Origin of the sequence: Nonomuraea sp. NPDC049695 (assembly GCF_040674955.1) — a bacterium.
Classification (GTDB): domain Bacteria; phylum Actinomycetota; class Actinomycetes; order Streptosporangiales; family Streptosporangiaceae; genus Nonomuraea; species Nonomuraea helvata.
This window is the reverse complement of record NZ_JBFANV010000009.1, coordinates 62,047-82,864: the sequence shown is the minus strand read 5'-3', so window position 1 is coordinate 82,864 and position 20,818 is coordinate 62,047. Positions and strand designations below refer to the sequence as shown.

The 20,818-nt window shown below is 72.0% G+C and carries 21 protein-coding genes; 17 read left to right on the top strand and 4 right to left on the bottom strand.

Annotated elements, in window-relative coordinates; translation table 11 throughout:
- Positions 1 to 52: 52 nt before the first annotated feature.
- The 3 genes from AB0J64_RS11075 to AB0J64_RS11065 all read left to right on the top strand — a co-directional run bounded on the left by AB0J64_RS11075 (position 53) and on the right by AB0J64_RS11065 (position 6,717).
- Positions 53 to 3,364, top strand: a complete 3,312-nt coding sequence (locus AB0J64_RS11075) for an FtsX-like permease family protein (protein WP_364024071.1) — start codon at positions 53 to 55, stop codon at positions 3,362 to 3,364.
- Positions 3,361 to 6,159 carry an ABC transporter permease gene (locus AB0J64_RS11070; protein ID WP_364024068.1) on the top strand — a complete coding sequence of 933 codons (2,799 nt, stop codon included), beginning with the start codon at positions 3,361 to 3,363 and terminating at the stop codon, positions 6,157 to 6,159. The genes AB0J64_RS11075 and AB0J64_RS11070 overlap by 4 nt, the downstream gene beginning before the upstream one ends.
- Positions 6,160 to 6,297: 138 nt before the next feature.
- Positions 6,298 to 6,717: a VOC family protein gene (locus AB0J64_RS11065; RefSeq protein ID WP_364024065.1), complete on the top strand. Its 420-nt coding sequence runs from the start codon at positions 6,298 to 6,300 to the stop codon at positions 6,715 to 6,717.
- Here the strand turns inward: AB0J64_RS11065 and AB0J64_RS11060 are convergent.
- Genes AB0J64_RS11060 through AB0J64_RS11050 form a run of 3 tightly spaced genes read right to left on the bottom strand, consistent with a single transcriptional unit; the run spans position 6,708 to position 8,651 of the window.
- Positions 6,708 to 7,331, bottom strand: coding sequence for a TetR family transcriptional regulator (locus AB0J64_RS11060; protein ID WP_364024063.1), 624 nt, complete (start codon positions 7,329 to 7,331; stop codon positions 6,708 to 6,710). The two genes, AB0J64_RS11065 and AB0J64_RS11060, sit on opposite strands and share 10 nt — an antisense overlap.
- A gap of 16 nt (positions 7,332 to 7,347) precedes the next feature.
- Positions 7,348 to 8,016: a DUF4166 domain-containing protein gene (locus tag AB0J64_RS11055; RefSeq protein ID WP_364024060.1), complete on the bottom strand. Its 669-nt coding sequence runs from the start codon at positions 8,014 to 8,016 to the stop codon at positions 7,348 to 7,350.
- Positions 7,911 to 8,651, bottom strand: a complete 741-nt coding sequence (locus tag AB0J64_RS11050; RefSeq protein ID WP_364024339.1) for an SRPBCC family protein — start codon at positions 8,649 to 8,651, stop codon at positions 7,911 to 7,913. Before AB0J64_RS11050 ends, AB0J64_RS11055 begins: the two co-directional genes overlap by 106 nt.
- Before the next feature lie 108 nt (positions 8,652 to 8,759).
- On the opposite strand from AB0J64_RS11050, the gene AB0J64_RS11045 reads away from it, so the two are divergent.
- The 10 genes from AB0J64_RS11045 (at position 8,760) to rfbD (ending at position 16,672) form a co-directional block, all read left to right on the top strand.
- A complete protein-coding gene (locus AB0J64_RS11045; protein WP_364024057.1) occupies positions 8,760 to 9,125 on the top strand; it encodes an MmcQ/YjbR family DNA-binding protein in 366 nt (121 codons plus the stop codon).
- A gap of 27 nt (positions 9,126 to 9,152) precedes the next feature.
- Positions 9,153 to 9,650, top strand: a complete 498-nt coding sequence (locus AB0J64_RS11040; RefSeq protein WP_364024054.1) for a GNAT family protein — start codon at positions 9,153 to 9,155, stop codon at positions 9,648 to 9,650.
- A 53-nt stretch (positions 9,651 to 9,703) separates the two neighbouring features.
- Entirely contained in the window at positions 9,704 to 10,081 is a 378-nt protein-coding gene (locus tag AB0J64_RS11035; protein ID WP_364024051.1) for a hypothetical protein, read from the top strand.
- 19 nt (positions 10,082 to 10,100) lie between these two features.
- On the top strand, positions 10,101 to 10,988 hold the full coding sequence (locus AB0J64_RS11030; protein ID WP_364024048.1) for an EamA family transporter: 888 nt from the start codon (positions 10,101 to 10,103) through the stop codon (positions 10,986 to 10,988).
- Positions 10,985 to 11,608 carry a GntR family transcriptional regulator gene (locus AB0J64_RS11025; RefSeq protein WP_364024046.1) on the top strand — a complete coding sequence of 208 codons (624 nt, stop codon included), beginning with the start codon at positions 10,985 to 10,987 and terminating at the stop codon, positions 11,606 to 11,608. Before AB0J64_RS11030 ends, AB0J64_RS11025 begins: the two co-directional genes overlap by 4 nt.
- Before the next feature lie 79 nt (positions 11,609 to 11,687).
- Positions 11,688 to 12,038, top strand: a complete 351-nt coding sequence (locus tag AB0J64_RS11020; RefSeq protein WP_364024043.1) for a hypothetical protein — start codon at positions 11,688 to 11,690, stop codon at positions 12,036 to 12,038.
- A gap of 267 nt (positions 12,039 to 12,305) precedes the next feature.
- On the top strand, positions 12,306 to 13,760 hold the full coding sequence (locus AB0J64_RS11015; RefSeq protein WP_364024041.1) for a sugar transferase: 1,455 nt from the start codon (positions 12,306 to 12,308) through the stop codon (positions 13,758 to 13,760).
- A gap of 2 nt (positions 13,761 to 13,762) precedes the next feature.
- Positions 13,763 to 14,830 (top strand): glucose-1-phosphate thymidylyltransferase, encoded by a 1,068-nt coding sequence (locus tag AB0J64_RS11010; RefSeq protein WP_364024038.1) that lies wholly within the window; start codon positions 13,763 to 13,765, stop codon positions 14,828 to 14,830.
- Positions 14,827 to 15,780 carry a dTDP-glucose 4,6-dehydratase gene (gene rfbB / locus AB0J64_RS11005; protein ID WP_364024035.1) on the top strand — a complete coding sequence of 318 codons (954 nt, stop codon included), beginning with the start codon at positions 14,827 to 14,829 and terminating at the stop codon, positions 15,778 to 15,780. Before AB0J64_RS11010 ends, rfbB begins: the two co-directional genes overlap by 4 nt.
- Before the next feature lie 25 nt (positions 15,781 to 15,805).
- A complete protein-coding gene (rfbD, locus tag AB0J64_RS11000) occupies positions 15,806 to 16,672 on the top strand; it encodes a dTDP-4-dehydrorhamnose reductase (protein WP_364024032.1) in 867 nt (288 codons plus the stop codon).
- On the opposite strand, the gene rfbC is transcribed toward rfbD, so the two are convergent.
- The gene (rfbC, locus tag AB0J64_RS10995) at positions 16,654 to 17,232 is read right to left on the bottom strand and encodes a dTDP-4-dehydrorhamnose 3,5-epimerase (protein ID WP_364024030.1); all 579 of its coding nucleotides are present in this window, start codon (positions 17,230 to 17,232) and stop codon (positions 16,654 to 16,656) included. The two genes, rfbD and rfbC, sit on opposite strands and share 19 nt — an antisense overlap.
- A gap of 56 nt (positions 17,233 to 17,288) precedes the next feature.
- Here rfbC and AB0J64_RS10990 point away from each other — a divergent pair, with 56 nt between their 5' ends.
- From AB0J64_RS10990 to AB0J64_RS10975, 4 genes are read left to right on the top strand one after another with little or no spacing between them, the layout of a single operon-like run.
- Positions 17,289 to 18,188 (top strand): hypothetical protein, encoded by a 900-nt coding sequence (locus AB0J64_RS10990; protein WP_364024027.1) that lies wholly within the window; start codon positions 17,289 to 17,291, stop codon positions 18,186 to 18,188.
- Positions 18,189 to 19,397: a class I SAM-dependent methyltransferase gene (locus AB0J64_RS10985; protein WP_364024024.1), complete on the top strand. Its 1,209-nt coding sequence runs from the start codon at positions 18,189 to 18,191 to the stop codon at positions 19,395 to 19,397.
- Positions 19,394 to 20,170, top strand: coding sequence for a glucose-1-phosphate cytidylyltransferase (locus AB0J64_RS10980; RefSeq protein WP_344998450.1), 777 nt, complete (start codon positions 19,394 to 19,396; stop codon positions 20,168 to 20,170). Before AB0J64_RS10985 ends, AB0J64_RS10980 begins: the two co-directional genes overlap by 4 nt.
- Entirely contained in the window at positions 20,167 to 20,817 is a 651-nt protein-coding gene (locus AB0J64_RS10975; RefSeq protein ID WP_364024336.1) for a PIG-L family deacetylase, read from the top strand. The genes AB0J64_RS10980 and AB0J64_RS10975 overlap by 4 nt, the downstream gene beginning before the upstream one ends.
- Position 20,818 lies beyond the last annotated feature (1 nt).

Here is a 20,818-nt window from a genome sequence, read left to right as displayed (position 1 = left end):
TCGGCGGGAGTCGTTTACGGGCAGGACGTCTCGTGATCGGCCGGAGTCGCTTGTGCTGAGGCTGCTCGGCCGCCGAGCCCGCGCGCAGTGGCCCCTGCTGACAGCCCTCCTGGCGGTCGCCATGGTCGGTCTCACCCTGTTGGGCACGTGCGCCCTGCTCATCACCCGCACCGCCGAGCAGGCGCTGGAGACCGCCGCGTCCCGCGCCACCCCCGACCGGGTCGACGTCACCGCCTACGCCGTCACCGTCCGCGCCCAGGACGCGCGATCCGTCGCCGACGACACCCGCCGCGTGCTGACCTCGGCGCTCGATCCGTTCGCCACGACGACGACCGCGCGCGCGTCGTCCGTGCTGCGATCGCTGCCGGCGACGCCCGGCGGTGGACGTGACGGCGCGCAGGGCAGCGGGCCGCGCCCGGGTACCCAGTCCGGTGTCCCCGCTGAGACGTACCTGTCGGGCGTGGAGGACCTGCCGGCCCGAGCCCAGCTGACCACCGGGCGCTGGCCGCGGGCCGCCGCCGACGCCGGGCACCCCGCCGGGCCGCGGGCCGCGCAGCCCGCCGGGCCGCTGGAGGCCGTCGTGCTCGAGCCCACCGCGCGGCAGCTCGGCCTCGCCCCTGGCGCCCGCGTCCGTCTCGGCGCGGAGCTGTTCGGCGACCCCGGCCCGGCGGTGGACGTGACCGTGGTCGGCGTCGTACGCCCCCTGCCGGGCACCGGCTGGGATCGCGACCTTCTTGCCGGCGCCGGCTACGACCTCGCCTACCACGACGGCCGCTCCGTGCAGTCGGTCCACGCCTACGGGCCGTTCATCGTCGACCTCGGCGACCTGCTCGCCGGCGCCTTCACCGTCGACCGGCTGGAGATCACCGCCCATCCCGACCTGTCCGCTCCCGACCGCCGCGACCTCGACACCGTCGCCGAGGCCGTGCTGGGCGCCGACCGCCGGCTGGCGCGTACCCTCGGCAACCGGGTACGGATCGAACGCGTCGCCACCCTGCTGCCCTCGACGCTGCTGGCCGCCCACGACGAGCAGCAGGTCACCGCGGCGGCCGTGCTCGCCGTCGCCGTCCTCGGCATCGTCCTGACCGCGACCGCCCTCGCCCTCGCCGGCCGGCTGACCGCCGGCGTCCGAGCCGACGAGACCGCCCTGCTGTCCGCGCTGGGCGTCAGCCGCGGCCAGCTCGCCGCCGCCGCCACCGTCGAGGCCGGCGCACTCGCGCTCCTCGCCGCCGCGCTCGCGGTACCCGCCTCGTCCGCCCTGCATGCCGGACTGACCCACCTGCCGCCGATGGCAGGGGCCGGGCTCGCCGTCCAGCCGGGGGTGACCGGCGTCCAGGTGCTCGCCGTCGCCGGCACCGCGCTGGTGCTCGCGGCGGTGCTGGTCGCCCTCTCGGTGCGGTCCGCCCCCGCCGTCAGCGACCGTCGCCACCGGCGCGAACTGCTGGCCCGCTCCGGTGCCGACCTGCTGCTCGTGGTGTTCGCCGCCGTCGGCTGGTGGCAGCTGCGCGACCAGCCCACCGGCTCCGGCTCCCCAGCCGACGCCGTACGGGTGCTCGCTCCCGCGCTGCTGCTCACCGCCGGTTCCGCGCTGGCGCTGCGCCCGGTGTGGCCCGCGCTGCGCGGCGCCGACCGGCTGGCGCGCCGCGCCCGCGGGCTGCTGCTCCCCCTGGCCGCGTTCGAGGCCGCCCGCAGGCCGCAGGCGGTCGCCGCGGGGCTGCTGATCGGCCTGGCCTGCGCGGCCGCCACGTTCGGGACCGGCTTCGACGCCACGTGGCAGCGCTCCCAGCACGACCAGGCCGATCTGTCCGTCGGCACCGATCTGGCCCTCACCCTCACGACTCCGCCGGACGCCGGGCAGGGCGTGGCCGTCGGCGCGGCCACCGGAGGAGCGGTGAGCCCGGCCACCGACCGGGGCATCGCGGTCGGGCAGTGGCTCGGCCGCGCCGGCGACGCACCGCGGCTGGTCGCCGTCGACACCGCCCGCGCCGAGGCCCTGCTGCGCGGCCGGCTGGACGACGGCCGCAGCTGGAAGGACGTGGGCGCCGCCCTCGCGCCGCCGGCCCGCGCCACCGGCGTCCCCGTCCCGGCCGGCGCCGCGCTCACCCTGACCGGGACGGCGAGCGGTGCGACCCCGCTCACCGTGACACCCCGGCTGTTGTTGCAGGACGCCACGGGCCTGCGTACGCCCTGCACCGGTGCGCCCGTCCCGCTCGACGGCAAGGCGCACCCGCTGCCGGCCTGCGCGACGGCCGAAGGGCTGCGGCTTGTCGCGGTGTCCCTGCCGTTCGCGGTCGACGTGACCGCACCGGGGAACGTCGGCATCGGCTACTCCGATGCCTCGGCGGAACTCCCGGCCGGCGCCGACCGCGTCGCCGTCACGCTCACGGTGCCCGGGGCTCCCGGCCCCGGCGGCGCGGCGCCCGGGTCGCCCTGGACCGCCACCTCCGCGGGGCCCGCTCCCGGGCAGCTCGGCGCTCCGGCGGTCGCCCTCGCCGGCACCGCTGCGGGCACCCAGGTGAAGATGACGACGACCGTCGAGTTCAAGGGCCCACCGGACGCCGCCAGAACCCTGGTAGCCACCGCCTTCCCGGCTCCAGGACCGGTTCCCGTCGCCGTCTCCACCCGCTTCGCCGCCGAGGCCGGTGCCCGTCTCGGCGCCCGGCTCGACCTCACCGTCGGCCTCACCGCCGTCCCGGTCAGAGTGACCGAGGTGCTGCCCACCGTCCCGTCCGCCCCTGGCGCGGCGGCCATCCTGGCCGACCTGGACGCCCTCTCCCGCGCCCTCGTCGTCAGCGGCAACCTCGACTTCCCCGTGGACGCCTGGTGGGTCGGTCACCCCACCCGGGCGGACGCCGCCGTACGAGCCACCGAGCTCCACCTCGGCACCGTCACCACCCGCGCGTCCGAGGCGGCCCGTCTCACCGGCGGACCCCTGCGTGCCGGACTGCCGGCCGCGCTCCGGCTGCTCGTCCCGGCCGCGGCTCTGCTGCTGTTCGCCGGCGTCGTGCTGCACGTGACCTTCGACCTCCGGAGCCGCGCGCTCGAGGTGGCGCGGCTGCGGGGTCTGGGGATGACCCGGCGCGAGGTCCGTGCCGTACTGCTCGGCCAGCACGTCGGCATCCTGCTGCCCCTGATCGCGGCGGGCGCGGCCGTCGGCGCGCTCGCCACCCGCCTCGTCGCGCCCCTGCTCGTACGCTCCGACACCGGCGCCGCGCCCGTACCGGCCGCCCTGCCCGTCTGGCCGTGGGCCGCCGAGGCCGCCCTGCTCGCCGTGCTGCTGGCAGGGTGCACGCTCGCGGTGACCGCCGTCGTCATCGTGCAGGCCCGCCGCGTCGACGCCACGCAACTGCGGGTGGCGTCGTGAGGTGGCTGCGGGCGCTCGGTCGCTGGTGGCCGCCCGCCCTGCACTGGCCCAGTGTCCGCGGTCGCGCCGTCGCCGACGCCGGACCCCTGCTCCTGGCCGCCGCCGTCGTGGCGGTCGTCACCCTGCTCGCCGGCGCCGTGCCGCCGCTGCTGCGCGCGACCGCCGACGATTCCGTCCGAGAGGCGGTACGCCACGCGGGCGGCGACGGCGACGTCCTGGTCCACGCCCGCATAGAGCTCGACGACGGGCCCAACGGCGGACGCGTACGCGCTCCCCGCCTCGCCGAGGACGTCGACGACCTGCGCGACAGAGCCACGGACGAGCTGGGCCCCGGCCTGCGCGCCGCGCTCCGTCCACCCGTCGCCGCCGTCACCAGCCCCGTACTCAAGATCACTGACGGCAGCGTGCTGCGCACCTTCCAGCTCGCCTATCTGGCGAAGGGCGCCGGAGGTGGGCCGCACGTGACCTGGACCGAGGGCGGACCGCCCCGGCCCACCGTTTCCGCGGCGGACAGCCACGTCGAGGTCCCCTACGGCGGGTCGCCCTGGCTGGTGCAGGTCGGTCTGTCGGAGGCGGCCGCCGCCGCTCTCGACGTGCGCCCCGGCGCCCGCCTCCCGCTGGCGGACGACCAGGGTCACATCAGAAAGGTCCAGGTCAGCGGGATCTTCCGGGCGACGGACAGCGCCGATCCCGCCTGGCGGCTCGCCCCCTCGCTGCTGCGTCCCGTCTCAGGAGCGGACGGCGTGGGCACGACCCGATTCGGTGGCCTGCTGTCACCCGACTCCCTGCCCGACGCCCGCCTCGCCTTCGAGCGCGACGAACTGCAGCGCACCGTCTGGTTCACCCCCGACCCGGGCGTGCTCACCTGGGACTCCGCCGAGGCGATCTCCCGCAAGGTGGTCGCGCTCAAGGCGGCCTCCGGCTCCTCCGGCGCCCGCGACGGCTCACTGAAGTGGGAGACGCAGCTCGACGGCGTACTGCGGAACGTGCGCGGCCAGGTCGGCGCCGCGTCCGCGCAGGCGTCGGTCCTGCTCGCCGGGGTGCTGGCCGCCGCGGTCCTGGTCCTGCTCCTCGCCGCCGACCTGCTGGTACGCCGCCGCGCCCCGGCACTGGCCGCCGCCAGGCAACGGGGCGCGTCCCTGCCCGACCTCGGTGCCGAGCTGCTGCTCGAGTCCGCCGTGGTCGCGCTGACGGCCGCCGCGGCCGGGCTCGCGCTCGCCCGTACGGTGGCCCCGGGCGCCTCCTGGGGGTGGGCGGTCCCCGTGGTCCTCGCCGCTGCCGCCGCAGGCCCGGCGTTCGGTACGCTCGCCGCCGCCCGTGCCACCCGTGACCGGCGTGTCCCGGCCAACCGGAGCGCCCGCCGCTGGGTCAGGCACACCGTTCAGCTGCGCCGCGCCGCCCTTGAGGCCGCCGTCGTCATCGCCGCGGCCGCCGCCTTCGTCGCGCTGCACCAGCGCGGGATACTCCCGGCCGCCTCCTCCGGTGCTGCGGCAGGGCCGGGACCAGGGCTGGACGGTGGCGGGGCGCTGCCCGCGAGCGCGCCCGCCCTCTGCGTTCTCGCCGGCACGCTCGTCCTGCTGCGGCTGCTGCCCGCCGGCACGGGCCTCGTACTCAAGCAGGCCTTGCGCTCGCGCCGCCCGCTGGCGGTCTTCGGCGCCGCCAGGGCGGCCGCGACGTCCGCGCGCGTGCTGCCGCTGCTGGTCATGGTGACCGCCGCCGCTCTGGCGTCGTTCGCGTTCACCCTCGACGCCACCGCCGGTCAGGGCCTGGCGGACGGCGCGTGGCGTACCGTCGGCGCCGATGCCCGCCTCGACGTCGTCCCCGCCGCCACGGCCTCCACCCCCGAGCTAGCCCGGCGCATCGCCGCCGCGCCGGGAGTCCGGCAGGCCGTCGCCGCGCAGGTGACCGACAGCGCACGCGTCGTCGCCGACTCCCTGATCGTCGCCCCACGCCTGGTGATCGTGGACGCCTCCGCGTTCCGGCGGCTGCTGGGCTCCACTCCGCTGCCGGACGCGCCGGACCTCGCCCGGCTCGGGGCGACCGGTCACGGCGACGTCCCTGCGCTGGTGCGCTCGAGCGACGGCGGCCTGCGGCCGGGCATGCGGCTGCAACTGCTCCGGGACGGTGGCGCTCCGTCCATCCGGCTCACCGCCGTCGGTACGGCACCCGCCGTCGGCGACGCCGACGGCGTCGTCCTCGTGGACGCCGCGGCCCTCGCCGCCGCGGGCATGCCCTCCGCCCCGAACACGGTGTGGGCGACAGGACCCGGAGCGGCGCGGGCGGTCACCGCGAGTGGCGCGAGCTCCGACGCGGCGCACGCCGTGCTGCGCGAGGACGTCCTGCGCGCCCGCCGCGCGGCGCCGCTGACCTCAGGGCTGCTCTGGCTGGCGTGGGCCTCGGCCGCGACCCTGCTGGCCCTGGGACTGCTGGGGCTCGCTCTCGGCTCGGCGGCGAGCGCGCCGGAACGGTGGCAGACCCTGACCCGGCTGCGCACCCTCGGCCTGCGGCCCCGGGACACCCGTTGGGTCGCCGCGGGGGAGTTGCTGCCGCCGGTGATGGTCGCCGCCGTGGCCGGCCCGCTGCTCGGGGTGGCGCTCGCCCGCCTGATGCTCGACTCGCTCGCGCTGCGGCTGCTCACCGGGCAGGCCGGCGACCCGGCCCTGGTGCTGCCGTGGTGGCGGCTCGGCCTGGTGACCGTCGCCTTGCTGGTGGCGGTCGCCGTCGTGGTGCCCATCGAGTCGGCGCTGCGGCGCCGCCGGCGGCTGAGCGAGGTGCTCCGCGTGGGCGGCGGATAAAATCCGTGACACTCCCGGCAACGCTGATCGATTTTTCGTGTTTACTTCGCTGTCATCCGCATCTTTCATTATGAGAGTCGCGTCCAACCAGCCCGCATCGGCAGGTGGACAGCGAGCGGCAGAGCAGCGGAGGTATGCATGGACGTACGCCTGGACCATCTCGTCTGCTGGGTCTCGGACCAGCTCGGCTCTTTGCGCTTCTACGAGCAGGTGATCGGTCTGCCCGGGGTGCGGGCCGAGGAGTTTCGCGAAGGTGAGGCGGCCTTTCCGAGCGTGCGGGTCTCGCGCGAGACCATCCTCGACCTGATGTCGTACGACGCCTCCAGGGGCGTGGAAGAGGGCACCGGGATCAAGGGGAGTGCCGGGCATCCGGTCAACCATCTCTGCCTGGCCGTCGGCAAGGAGGACTTCGACGCGCTCAAGGTCAGGCTGAAGCAGCACGGGGTCGAGATCTCCGGCTACGGGACCAACTCGTTCGGCGCGCAGGGCATCGCGCCGGAGACGATCTACTTCCCCGATCCCGACGGCAACGTCCTGGAGGTCCGCTACTACGAGTGACGGCGAAGGCGGGCCCGCGCGGCGCGGCGCACCAGCGGGCCCATGTCGTCCAGGGCCGTCGCCAGCGTGGCCAGGCCCTCGAGGGCGTCGAACGCCTGGTTCGCACCCTCCGGGTCCACGCCCTCGTAGAGCTCCAGGCCGACGAAGGCGGCGGCCGTGGCCTTGGCCAGCCCGGACACGTCCACGAACTCGGCCAGCGGCGACTTCGCCAGCACCCTCGCCAGCGCCTGCTCGACCTCCTGGATCCACAGGTTGAGGCCGGTGGCGGTGGCCGGGGCGAGCTTCGGGTCGGTCTGGCTGCCCGCGAGGAGCTGGGCGAGTGCCGCCACGCTCCCTTCAGCCCGTTCCTCGGCGTGCAGGGAGCGGCCGAGGCCGAGGAGCTCGCGGACGGTGGCCACGGCGGCGAAGCGGGCGCGGTAGAGAGCGATGCGCTGGTGCGCGGCGTGCTCGCAGGCGGCGGCCAGGAGCTGGTCGACGCTGCCGAAGTGGTAGAAGACCAGGGCCTGGTTCACCCCCGCCTCGGCCGCGATCGTACGGGCGGAGACGCCCGCTATGCCGTTCTTGCGCAGCGTCGCGAGCGCGGCTTCGAGCAGCTTGGTACGTGTGTCGGCCACCGGGTTTCCTTACGCGTCAACAGCGGGCGTCCTCTCGCCTCGGCCTCACGCTAGCGGGAACGCCGTGCTCCGCGACGTCCACGTACTCGACGGTAAAGCTGCCCCAGTAACCGAAGATCCGGCCCAGCCACGGGTTGGACACGGTCACCGCGATCCTGAACCGCTCCGTCTCCTCGTCGAAGTGCTCGCTGACCACCGCCGTGCCCGTGGCGGCGGGCGGGATGGTGACGGCGAGCGGGCCTTCGAGGAAACGCTGGCGGCCCGAGCGGATGACCAGCCCGCCCCGATCGTCGACGGAGAGGCCGAGCGGGGTGGCGAGGTGCTGGTGGGTGCCTAAATAGTCGACGATCCGGGCGCGGGCGTCGTCGTAGATCATGGTGGCGTCGAAGCGGCCGCGGGGGAACGTGCGGACGAACGTGACGGTCTCACGCCCGTACGAGTCCAGATACGGATAATTCTCGATCCGGAAGGGGATCTCCGTTCCGGCATCCCGGACGAGGACGTTCCTGCGGCTGCCGAGGGCCAGGAACGGACGGATGTGGAGGCCGGCGTTCCACACGCGGGTCATGACGCCCCTGCCTACGCAGGCTTCGCCGCTGTCGAGCCCGACGCTGAACCGCCGCTGGAGCTGGGGGTGGAGGAGGGCGAACTCGCGGCCGAGCGCGCGCTGGAAGATCGAGGACATGGTGCTCCCATCGGTCGTCTGTCTCGTTCGGGTGGGCGGTGCAGGCAGCGGCGGGCCGCCGGGGTGCCCGGCAGCGGAGGCAGCGCCAGGGCGGCGGCGAGCACGGCGAGCGCCGGCAGAGGCGGCAGCAGAGCGGCCGCGAGCAGCGCCGAGGCCGCTCTCGCGCCGGCCTCGGTCAGGGCCTGGCGCAGCGTACGCTCCGGCGTCCTGCCGGTCTCCAGCCACAGGCGCAGCCGGTCGAACGACCACGCGGTGGCCCACCACATCACCCAGCCGGGCAGGACGCGGGGGCGGTAGTCGTACGAGGTGAGGAACCTGACCCCGTCCGCCACCGGGAGGTAGCGCCAGTAGCCGGACCCCGCGCGGATGGGCGAGAGCGGGTGGCGCGAGCCGAACCGCAGCGCGGACGTCCGGCCTCCGCCGGGCCCGTGCCGGTTGCCCGTGCTGACCCCCACGCCGCTGACGCCCAGCGTGGCGTAGCGGAACGCCTGCCTGCCGTCACGTGGGGCGAGGTACTCGATGCGGCCGAACCGCAGGTCCCAGCGCTGGTGCCGGGACGGGTCCTGGGTGGCCTGCCATAGATCCTCCAGGTCCGCCTTGATCCGGATTTCGATGTAGAGCCGCCGTCGGCGCATCCGCCTCACGTCCCTCAGTCTTAAGCGACTGCTCAAATATAAGCGGATTTGAGCGACTGCTCAACTGCCTGTCGGGAAGTGTCGGTCGGCTCTGGTACACAGGCGGGCATGGGTGTGAGCGTGGATGAGTTCCTCGAGATGCTGGACCGGCTGCCCGAGGTCAAGGTGGGCCATGGCGGCGAGTGGGTCGGCCTCAAGGTGCGTGGCAAAGGCTTCGGCTACCTGTGGGAGGCCACCGAGACCGTCGGGCTCAAGGCCACGCTCGAGGAGCAGATCGCACTGGTGGCCGAGCGGCCAGAGGTGTTCGAGGTGCAGTTCACGGCCGGGCGGTTCGGCTGGGTGGTGGTCCATCTCGACAGGATCGACCCCGAGGAGCTGTTCGAGCTGGTGGCCGAGGCGTGGTGCCTGACCGCGCCCAAGCGGCTGGTGGCCGAGTTCGAGGCGGCCCATCAGATAGGCCCGCAGGCCTTATAGCCGCATGTCAGGGTAATCTCCGACAATGTGGACGTTCGGTTGCGGGAGTGGCGCGAGGACGATGCGCCGGTAGTGCTGCGGGCCTTTCGGGCGCCGGATCTCCGCGCGGAGGCGCCCTTCCCCGTGATCACGCTCCAGGACGCCATGGGGTGGATCGCCGGATGGGCCGGTGTCGGACACGCGTTCGCCGTCACGGTCGAGGGGTCGGTCGCCGGAAACGTCGCGGTGTCCCGGATCGACGATCACGACAACGGCTGGGTGTCCTACTGGGTCGTGCCCGAGGCCAGGGGGCGGGGCATCGCCGTGGCGGCCACCGAGGAGCTGGCGCGGTGGGCGTTCGGCGAGCGCGGGCTCTACCGGCTGGAGCTGGGGCACCGTACGAACAATCCGGCATCGTGCCGGGTGGCCACGAAGGCGGGGTTCCGGCCGGAGGGCATCGAGCGCGGGAAGCTCCGTCACGAGGGCCTCCGTTACGACGTCGAACGGCACGCCCGCCTGGCCACGGACCCCGTCACGCACAGCTGACCCGGATATGCGGTAGGTGGCCACCTGCCCATCCGGTGATCTACCCTTTTTCGGTGGACAGCGAGAGCCTGGCCGCGGCCGGCCTCCTCGAGACCCTGGGCAGGGCGTCGGAGATGCTCGCCGGGTTACATCATCCCTTCGTCAGAGCCGAGACCTTCTCCTATTTCCTCCCGCCAGCAGGCGCCCGCGTCGGCGCCGACCTCACGCTGCCCGACGGCCGCGTCGTCCGCTTCGAGGTCTCCATCAGCGCCTCCGGCGGCGCCTTCCACGTCGAGGGAGCGATCACCGCGGAGGCCGAGCAGCTGCTCGAGCTGCCGCGCAAGAGCGTCCCCGGCATCCATGACGGCCTGGCCGTGCTCGACGACTACGCGGCGGAGGTGACCGCCCCGGCCGGCCGGCTGATCGACCAGCTGCTGGACGAAATTGTCTAATTGTCAGACAATGAGGGCCATGAGAAATGGACCCCTCGCAGTCGTCGCTGCCTCCGTGCTCTGGGGCACGGCCGGGACGGCGGGGCTGCTCGTCTCCGCCGACTCCGTCGCCCTGGCCGCCGCGCGGCTGGTCATCGGGGGTGCGGCGCTCGCTCTGCTGGCCGGCAAGGGCGTCACGAAGGCGATCAGGCCGGGCGTCCTGCTGGCCGCCGTCGCGGTGGCCGCCTACCAGCTCTGCTTCTTCGCGGCCGTCAGCCGCACGGGGGTCGCCATCGGGACCGTCGTGGCGATCGGCAGCGGTCCCGTCTTCACGGGGCTGCTCTCCTGGGTGCTCCACGGCCGCCGGCCGAGCGGGCGCTGGAGCGCGGCGACCGCGGCGGCGATCTGCGGATGCGCGGCGCTGATCGTCGGAGGCGGCGCGGAGGCGGGTGGGCAGGTGGTCTCCGGTCTCCTGTTCGCGCTGCTCGGCGGCGTGCTCTACGCCTTCTACGCGGTGATGGCGGCGCACGCGATCGGCCAGGGCGCCGGGTCCGGCGCGGTGATGGGGGTGATGTTCGGCGGGGCTGCCCTGATCATGCTGCCCGTGCTGCTGGTGAGCGGGGTCGCCTGGCTGGGGGAGCCGCGCGGGCTGCTCGCCGTGCTCTACCTGGGCCTCGGCACGACGGCCCTGTCCTACTTCCTGTACGGGCGGGGCCTGCGGACCACTCCGGTCGCCACGGCCGCCACGCTGGCGCTCGCCGAGCCGGCCGTCGCGGCGCTGCTCGGCCTGGTGGTGCTCGGAGAGCGGCTGGCCCCGATCTCGATCGCTGGACTGGTCATGCTGGCGCTCAGCCTCGTGGCGGTCGCCGTACCCGAGAAGGCGGACGGGCAGACCGTACCGGAAAGGGAGCTAGAGTCGCTGCCGTGACGTTGCCGCTCAGACCCGTCTCCACCGTCGGCGCGCTCGCCGAGGCGCTGCGCAGCAGGGTGCTCTCCGGCGAGATCCCGCCCGGCACCCCGCTGCCCGAGCAGGAGATCGCCGCGTCGTACGGCGTCGCCAGGCCGACCGTGCGGGAGGCGCTGGCGAGCCTCGTCCACGAAGGACTGCTCAGGCGCGAGCGCAACCGCAGCGCCTATGTCCCCGAGGTGACGCTTTCGGACCTCGACGATCTCATGTACGTACGCCGCCCGCTCGAGGACCTGATGGCGCGGGCCGTGGCCGGGCGGCGGGTGCCGGAGGCCGAATCGGCCCTGCACCGGATGGCCGCGCTGCCCGCCGACGCGCCGTGGTCGGAAAGTGTGGCCGAGCACATGGCGCTGCACCAGGCGCTGATCGAGGCCGTGGGGAGCCCGCGGCTGGAGCGCCTCTACGGCGTCCTGGCGGCCGAGACGCGGCTCGGGCTGGTGCGGTTGCGTGAGGTCTACACCGACAGAGACGTGCTGGTACACGAGCACCGCGAGCTGCTCGACGCGATCGCCGGCGGGCCGGAGGAAGCGGCCAGAGCGGCGGTGGCGGCGCACCTCAGCCACTCCTGGGGCGGCGACTGAAGGGCGGGTGGGCGGTCCAATCGCACCATTGCGCGCGAACTCTTGCGGGACGGCCCCGGAACTCGCAAGAATCGCGCCCATGCACGGCAATCCGATGCCGGACTCCTACGTGTATGTCACGGAAGAGGGCGTCACTCGTCACTACGCGGACGGTAGCGTCGAGGCTCTCGCCTGGGAGGACGTGGTGGAGGTCCGTGTCGTCACCGAATCCGGGGAAGACGTTCTCTATATCCTGCTCGACCGCGACGGCGAGGGCTGCGTCGTCCCGCGCTCGGCCACGGACGCCACATTCCTGGCACGCCTGCGCTACCTGCCGGATTTCGACCTCGAACGACTGACCCTGGCCGCCGACTCCACGCAGGACGGGGTTGTGGTCGTCTGGCGCAGTCCGGAGCCGCCGTCCGCATTGCCGGATCTGGAGTACGACTAGCGGGTTCATAGGGCAGCAACCTGGCGAAATGAAGCCGTAAACCGCACATTTTCCCAGCCAGGCCGCTGCACTTATGGATCGTTCCGTCAAGCCCAAAGACCACCCTACATTCGTCCGGTTGTGGACATTTGACGTTATTCCCCCTGATGGACTCGATCTTTACTCTTTAGTGGGGGCCGCCGCCCTTGATTGTGCGTGGGACCTGTCAACCCATGTGGTTCAAGGAACGTCAAGTTATCGCGGTGCACAAGTTGTCAGGGTGGTGCTATGAGGGTGGGGACTGAGGAGTCCGCTGTCGTGCTCCTCGGGGCCGTGCCGCGCCGCGCGTCCAGCATCTGGACGCGCGCGTACTTACGGCTCCTGTTATGCGGGGACACGGTGTGCGCTCTGCTGGCATGCGTCTGCGTGCTCGGCCTCCGGCTGACGGCCGGCGTGTTCATCCCGCTGGTCGAGTTCATGCTCGGATTCGGGCTGGTCGTCGCGTGGCCTGTCGCGCTCATGATGGGCGGGGCGTATCGCCAGCGCGCCAACGGCGAGGGAACGGAGGAGTTCAAGGCCGTCTTCAACGGCGGCGTCGGCCTGATGGCCACGGTCGCCATCATGGCCTATGCCACGCAGACCGCCATCGCGCGTAGCTTCGTGATGGCGATGCTGCCGCTGGCGCTGCTTGCCACGATCTACTACCGCTACAAGATGCGTAAACGTCTCCACCGGAAGAGAGCGGTGGGCGACTACATGCGCCAGGTGATCGCGGTGGGGCATCGGGAGTCGATTCTCGATCTGGTGATGCAGTTCAGGCGCCAGCCGTACCACGGGATGCGGGTGGTGGGAGCCTGCCTTCCCGAGAGCGCGATGGACGTCGATCTGGACGGCATTCCCGTGCTCGGCTCCTTCGGCGACGTGGCCGAGGTGGTCGAGCGCGAACAGGCCGACGCCGTGGCCGTGCTGGCCTGTCCGGAGCTCGACGGGGCCGCGCTGCGGCGCCTGGCCTGGAGCCTGGAGACCGCGCGTACCGATCTCTTCGTCGCCCCGGCGCTCATGGACGTGGCCGGGCCGCGCATCAGCATCAGGCCGGTCGCGGGGATGCCGCTCCTGCACGTGGAGCACCCCGAGTTCGACGGCACGAAGCAGGTCGTGAAGACCGTGTTCGACCGCCTGGTCGCGATGGTGGCGCTGCTGGTCCTGGCGCTGCCGCTGCTGGCCATCGCCCTGGTGATCCGCCTCACCAGCCACGGGCCCGCGCTGTTCCACCAGACCAGGGTCGGCAAAGGCGGCAAAGATTTCCGTGTCGTGAAATTTCGTACGATGGTGGCTGACGCGGAGCAGCTCAAGGACGCACTCCTCGACGCGAACGAGTTCGACGGGGTGCTCTTCAAGATTAGGAACGATCCAAGGATCACTCGGGTAGGCGCTTTCCTGCGGAAATACTCGCTCGACGAGCTCCCCCAGCTGCTGAATGTCCTACGCGGCGAGATGTCCCTCGTCGGCCCGCGCCCACCGCTGCCGGAGGAGGTGGGCAAGTACGGCGCCGACGTCCGCCGCCGCCTGGTGGTCAAGCCGGGCATGACCGGGCTCTGGCAGGTCAGCGGCCGCTCCAACCTGACGTGGGAGGAGTCCGTACGCCTCGACCTGCGGTACGTGGAGAACTGGTCGCTCATCCTCGACCTGCAGATCCTCTGGAAGACCTGGTCCGTCGTCACCCGTGGAGAAGGGGCTTACTAGCGGTGAAAGCACTCGTGCTCGCCGGGGGGTCGGGCACACGGCTCCGACCCATCACGCACACCTCGGCCAAGCAACTGGTGCCGGTCGCGAACAAACCGGTCCTGTTCTACGGGCTGGAGGCGATCGCGGCGGCGGGGATCAGGGAGCTCGGCCTGGTGGTCGGGGACACCCAGCCGGAGATCGAGGCGGCCGTGGGCGACGGCTCCGCGTTCGGGCTGCAGGTCACGTACCTGCGGCAGGAGGCGCCGCTCGGGCTCGCGCACGGCGTGCTGATCGCCCGGGAGTTCCTCGGCGACGAGGACTTCGTCATGTACCTGGGCGACAACTTCATCGTGGGCGGCATCAACGGCCTGGTGGACAGGTTCCACAGGGAGCGCCCCGCCGCGCAGATCATGCTCACCAAGGTCGGCGACCCGCGCCAGTTCGGGGTGGCCGAGCTCGACGCCCAGGGCCGCGTGGTCGGGCTGGAGGAGAAGCCCGCGCGGCCCAAGAGCGACCTGGCACTGGTCGGCGTCTACCTGTTCGGCCCGGCCATCCACGCCGCCGTGGCGGAGCTCAAGCCGTCCTGGCGGGGCGAGCTGGAGATCACCGACGCCATCCAGTGGCTGATCGAGGAGGGCCTGCGTGTCGAGTCCTCGGTCATCTCCGGCTACTGGAAGGACACCGGGAACGTCACCGACATGCTGGAGGTCAACCGGCTGGTCCTGGAGTCGGTCGAGCCCCGGGTGGACGGACAGGTGGACGCGGCCAGCGAGCTGGTGGGCCGCGTCGTCGTCGAGCGGGGCGCGGTGGTCGAGCGCTCCAGGATCGTCGGACCGGCCATCATCGGCGCGGACGCGCGGATCCGCGACAGCTACGTCGGCCCCTTCACCTCCATCGGAGCCCGCTGCGCGGTCGCCGACAGCGAGATCGAGTACTCGATCGTGCTGCCCAGGGCCTCGATCAGCGGCGTCGGCCGCATCGAGTCATCGCTGATCGGCCACGACGTCGAGGTCACCCCGGCGCCCAACACCCCCAGAGCCCACCGCCTCGTGCTGGGCGATCACAGCAAGGTGCAGATCTCTTCATGACCCGAATATTGGTGACCGGCGGCGCCGGCTTCATCGGCTCGCACTTCGTCCGGAGCCTCCAAGACGCGTCGTCCAACGCGCCCGAGTCCGGCGCAGATGTGACCGTGCTGGACAAGCTCACGTACGCCGGCAACCGCGCCAACCTCGACGGCGTGCGGCACGAGTTCGTGCACGGTGACATCTGCGACGCCGACCTGCTCAAGAGCGTCGTCCCCGGCCACGACCTCGTGGTCAACTTCGCGGCCGAGTCGCACGTGGACCGGTCGATCGAGGGCGCGGCCGAGTTCATGCACACGAACGTGCTGGGCGTCCAGACCCTGCTCCAGGCGTGCCTGGAGGCGGGGGTGCCGAAGGTGGTCCAGGTGTCGACCGACGAGGTGTACGGGTCGATCGACATCGGCTCTTGGGACGAGGCCGCGCCGCTGCAACCGCGCTCGCCGTACGCGGCGTCGAAAGCGGGCGGCGACCTGATCGCCCGCGCGTACGCGATCACGCACGGGTTGGACGTCTCGATCACCAGATGCGGCAACAACTACGGCCCGCGGCAGTACCCCGAGAAGGTCATCCCGCTCTTCGTCACGAACCTGCTGCGCGGCAGGAAGGTCCCGCTGTACGGCGACGGCGGCAACATCCGGGACTGGATCCACGTGGAGGACCACTGCGCGGGCATCCGCCTGGTCGCGGAGAAGGGCGAGCCGGGCGAGGTCTACCACATCGCGGGCACGGCCGAGCTGACCAACAAGGAGCTCACCGCGCGCCTGCTGGAAGCCTGCGGCCGGGACTGGGACATGGTCGAGCAGGTCGAGGACCGCAAGGGCCACGACCGCAGGTACTCGCTGGACGACTCCAAGCTGAGGGCGCTCGGCTACCGGCCGGAGATCGCGTTCGAGCAGGGACTGAAGGACACCGTCCGCTGGTACGCCGAGCACCGCGACTGGTGGACCTCGTGATCGGATGGTTACGCCAGGAGGCGGCATGAGATGGCTCATCACGGGGGCCGGCGGCATGCTCGCCGCCGACGTCCTCCACAGGACGGCGCTGACCGGCGAGCCGGTGCTCGCGTTCGGCCGCAGCGAGCTGGACCTGCGCGACAGGCGCGCGGTACGCGACTTCGTGTCCGCGTACCGGCCCAGAGTCGTGATCAACTGCGCCGCCTGGACCGCGGTGGACGACGCCGAGATCCACGAGGCCGAGGCGCTGGCCGTCAACGGGCACGCCGTGCGCTGGCTGGCCGAGGCCTGCGACGTGGCCGGAGCGCGGCTGCTGCACGTCTCCACCGACTACGTCTTCGACGGGGCCGCCCGGGTGCCGTACCGGGAGGACGCGCCGCCCGGGCCGGTCAACGCGTACGGGCGGACCAAGCTCGCGGGGGAGCGCGCGGCGCTGGAGCACGGGCACTACGTGGTACGCACCGCCTGGATGTACGGGGCGAGCGGGACGAACTTCGTGCGGACCATGATCCGGCTGGCCGGGGAGCGTCCCGCGATCGACGTGGTGGACGACCAGCGCGGCCAGCCCACGTGGACCGTCGACCTGGCCGACTACCTCGTCCGGCTGGCGCAGTCGGACCTGCCGCCGGGCGTCTACCACGGCACCAGCGCGGGCGAGACCACGTGGTGCGGGTTCGCCAAAGAGATCTTCACGCTGCTCGGCGACGACCCTGAACGCGTGCGCCCCGTGCCCACCACCGCCTACCCCCGCCCGGCCCGGCGGCCGGCCAACAGCGTGCTCGCCCACACCCGCTGGGAGCCGATCCGGCACTGGAGAACGGCGCTGCACGCGGCGTGGCCGGTGATGAAGGGGGAAAGGGTGGGGGCGGATCCTCAATGCAGCGTGGCGTAGAACTCCATGCACGTCCCATAGTCCGGCAGCAGCCCGGCCGCCCGAGCCTCCTCGAGCGACGGGGATTTGGCGTCCTTCTCCGACAGGACGGGCTCCAGGCCGGACGGCCAGTCGATGCCGATGGCCGGGTCGAGCGGGTGAACCCCGTGCTCACGACCCGGGCTGTACGGCTGCGAGCACAGGTACACGACCGTGGCCTCCTCGCTCAGCGCCATGAACGCGTGACCGAGACCTTCGGCGATCAGCACGGCGCCTCTGGTCTCGTCGTCCAGCGTCACCGCCTCCCACTGGCCGAACGTGGGCGAGCCCACCCGGACGTCCACGATCACATCCATGATCCTCCCGGACAGACACATCACATATTTCGCCTGGCTGGGCGGGACCTCCGCGAAATGTACGCCCCGGAGCACCCCCGCCCTGGAAACGGAGCAGTTGACCTGGGCCACATCCAGCCGGTGCGGCAGATCCGCCGCCCTGAAGGCCTCGAGGAAACTGCCACGAGGGTCGGCATGAACGCGTGGCGTGAAAAGCCACGCGCCGTCGATCGAGAGGCGATCCATGATCGCAGCATGCCAGACCTTGTCCGCGATTCAAGCCGACCGAGAGGGAAAGCTTCATGATGACCGCCGTCTTCTTCAACAGCGGCGTGGACGACGAAACGCGCCGCGAAATGCTGTTCAAGGGCGAGGTCTTCGTCTATTCGGCCGCACCGGCCACGACCGAGCTGGTCGGCTTCGCGAGGGAGCTGGTCCACGACGCGTTCGGCGGCCTGGACCCGGAGACCGCGCAGCATGAGATGCCGGTCGAGGAGTTCGCGAAATTACTCGCCGAGCTCAAACCGCGGTTCATCCACCATCCCCGGTGCAAGGAACTCCTGCCGGCGGTCATCGAGGAGCGCGGCTGCGACCTCGGGCAGACCTATTTCGACGTGCCCAGGCTGCGTACGTCGACCTCGGACGACTATTTGGTCTCCGGCATCTCCTACGCCTTCCACCCGCATCGCGACTGCTGGTATTCGGCGCCGTTCAGCCAGGTCAACTGGTGGATCCCGGTATTCGGGGTGACCCCCGAGAACGTCATGGCCTTCCACCCGCGCTATTTCGACCGGCCGGTGCGCAACGGCAGCGCGGGCTACGACTACGCCGAATGGAACAGGACCAGCCGGCACAGCGCCGCGGCCCACCTACGCACCGACACCCGCGTCCAGCCGCGCCCCGAGGAGCCGATCGAGCTGGAGCCGCAGGTCAGGGTGGTGCCGGAGGCCGGTGGGACGCTGATGTTCTCCGGCGCGCAGCTCCACTCCACCGTGCCGAACACCTCGGGCAGGACCAGGTTCAGCATCGACTTCAGGACCGTCCACCTCGCCGACGTGCGCGCGCACCGCGGGGCCCCGAACGTGGACGCCGAATGCACCGGCACCACGCTGCGGGACTTCGTGCGCTGTAACGATCTCGCCCCGATGCCCGAAGATCTCGCGCTGGAGTACGAGGCCAAGGCCCTGGCTGGAGTGAGCTGAATGACCATCTGCCGACTGTGCGGCGCCGAGGGGCTCGCCGGGGTCGTGGACCTCGGGGCGACCCCGCCCTGCGAGCTGTTCCTGACCGCGGAGCAGCTCGACGCGCCGGAGCCCACCTACCCGCTGCATCTGCGGGTCTGCACGAGCTGCTGGCTGGCCCAGCTGCCGCCGCTGATCACGCCGGAGGAGACGTTCACCGAGTACGCCTACTTCTCCTCCTACTCGACCTCCTGGGTGGAGCACGCGCGGAGGTTCGTGGACGGCGCGGGGTTGCGCCCCGACTCGTTCGTGGTCGAGGTGGCCAGCAACGACGGCTACCTGCTCCAGCATGTCGTGGAGCGGGGTGTGCGCTGCCTGGGCATCGAGCCGTCCGCCAACGTCGGCAGGGCCGCCGTCGACAAGGGAGTGCCGACGCTCACGGAGTTCCTGTCGCCGGAGGTCGGCCGGCGGGTACGGGCCGAGCACGGGCCCGCGGACCTGGTCGTGGCGAACAACGTGTACGCGCACATCCCGGACGTCGTCGGCTTCACGAAGGGCCTGCGGGCGCTGGTGGCCGACGACGGCCGGGTCTCCATCGAGGTGCAGCACCTGCTGACGCTGATGGAGCTGAACCAGTTCGACACCATCTACCACGAGCACTTCCAGTACTACACGGTGGCCTCGGCGCAGCGGGCGCTCGCGAGCGGCGGGCTGCACCTGGTGGACGTCGAGCTGCTGCCGACGCACGGCGGGTCGATCAGGCTGTGGGCGCAGCCCGCCGAGGCGCCCGTCTCGCCCCGGGTCGTCGAGGTGCTGGCCCGTGAGAAGGCGGCCGGGCTGCACGAGCTCGCGGGCTACGAGGACTTCGCGAAGCGGGTGGCCAAGGTGCGGCGGGACCTGCTCAGGTTCCTCATCGACGCCGCCGACGCCGGCAAGACCGTGGTCGGGTACGGCGCCCCGGGCAAGGGGAACACGCTGCTCAACCACTGCGGGATCCGGCCCGACCTGCTGGCGTACACGGTGGACCGCAATCCGTACAAGCACGGCAGGTTCACGCCGGGGTCGCGGATCCCGATCCACGCGCCGGAGCGGATCGCGGAGGACCGGCCCGACTACGTGCTGGTGCTGCCGTGGAACCTGCGTGACGAGCTGGTCGAGCAGCTCTCGTACGTACGGGAGTGGGGCGGGCGGCTGGTCTTCCCGATACCGGGTCTGGAGGTCGTCGGATGAAGGTCGTCCTCTTCTGCGGCGGGCGCGGCACCAGGATGCGCAGCGACCTGGCCGGCGGTGACATGCCCAAGCCGATGCAGATGGTCGGCCCGCGCCCGCTGGTCTGGCACGTCATGCGGTACTACGCGCACTTCGGGCACAAGGAGTTCATCCTGTGCCTCGGCTACGGCGCGCAGCACATCAAAGACTTCTTCCTGAAATATCAGGAGACGGGGTCGAACGACTTCATCCTGCGGAACGGGCAGATCGAGCTGTTATCCACGGACATTTCTGACTGGTCGGTGTCGTTGATCGACACCGGGCTCGACTCCCCGATCGGCGAGCGGCTACGCCGGGTCAGGCCGTACCTGGACGGCGACGAGATGTTCCTGGCCAACTACGCGGACGTGCTGACCGACGCGCCGCTGCCCGAGATCATCGGCCGCTTCGCCGCCTCCGACGCGGGCGCCTCGATGATGGTGGTCCCGCCGACCAACACCTTCCACGTCATCGACGTCAGCGAGGGCGGGCTGGTCGGCGGCATCACCCCCGTCAGCGAGATGCCGCTCTGGGTCAACGGCGGCTTCTTCGTGCTGCGCCAGGACGTCTTCGACCACATCCCGGAGAACGGCGACCTGGTCGCGGACGGCTGCGCGGAGCTGGCCAAGCGGGGACGGCTCCTGGCGTACCCGCACCGCGGCTACTGGCGGCCGAGCGACACCGTCAACCAGCGCCTCGAGCTGGATCGTTCCTGGGCGCGGGGCGAGCGGCCCTGGGCGCTGTGGGAAGCATGATCGGCCTGCGGCCCGCGCGGCGGGACGAGGTCGTCGCGCTCGGCGCCCACTGCGACGACATCGCGATCGGCGCCGGCGCGAGCCTCCACACGATCTGCCGGTCCCGTCCGGGGGTACGCGTGCACGCGCTCGTGCTGTCCGGGGGCGGGACCGCGCGCGAGGAGGAGGAGCAGTCGGCGCTCGCGGCCTTCTGCCCCGGCGCGGACCTGCGCCTCACCGTGCTCAAGCTGCCCGACGGGCGGCTGCCCGCGCACTGGGACGAGGCCAAGAACGCCCTGGAGGACCTGAGGGCGCAGACCGACCCCGACCTGATCCTCGCCCCGTGGACGGGCGACGCGCACCAGGACCACCGGGGCCTGGCACAGCTCGTGCCGACGGTCTGGCGCGACCATCTGACGCTCGGCTACGAGATCGTCAAGTGGGACGGCGATCTCGGCCGCCCCTCGGTCTACCAGCCGCTGGACGACGGGGTGGCCGAGACGAAGGTCCGGCTGCTGCAGGAGCACTACCCGTCGCAGCGACACCGCCCCTGGTACGACAGGGAGGCCTTCCTCGGGCTCGCCCGCATCCGCGGCATCGAGTGCGGCGCCAGGTACGCCGAGGCCTTCCATGTGAACAAGCTGACCATCGATCTGGCTGGAGGCTGAT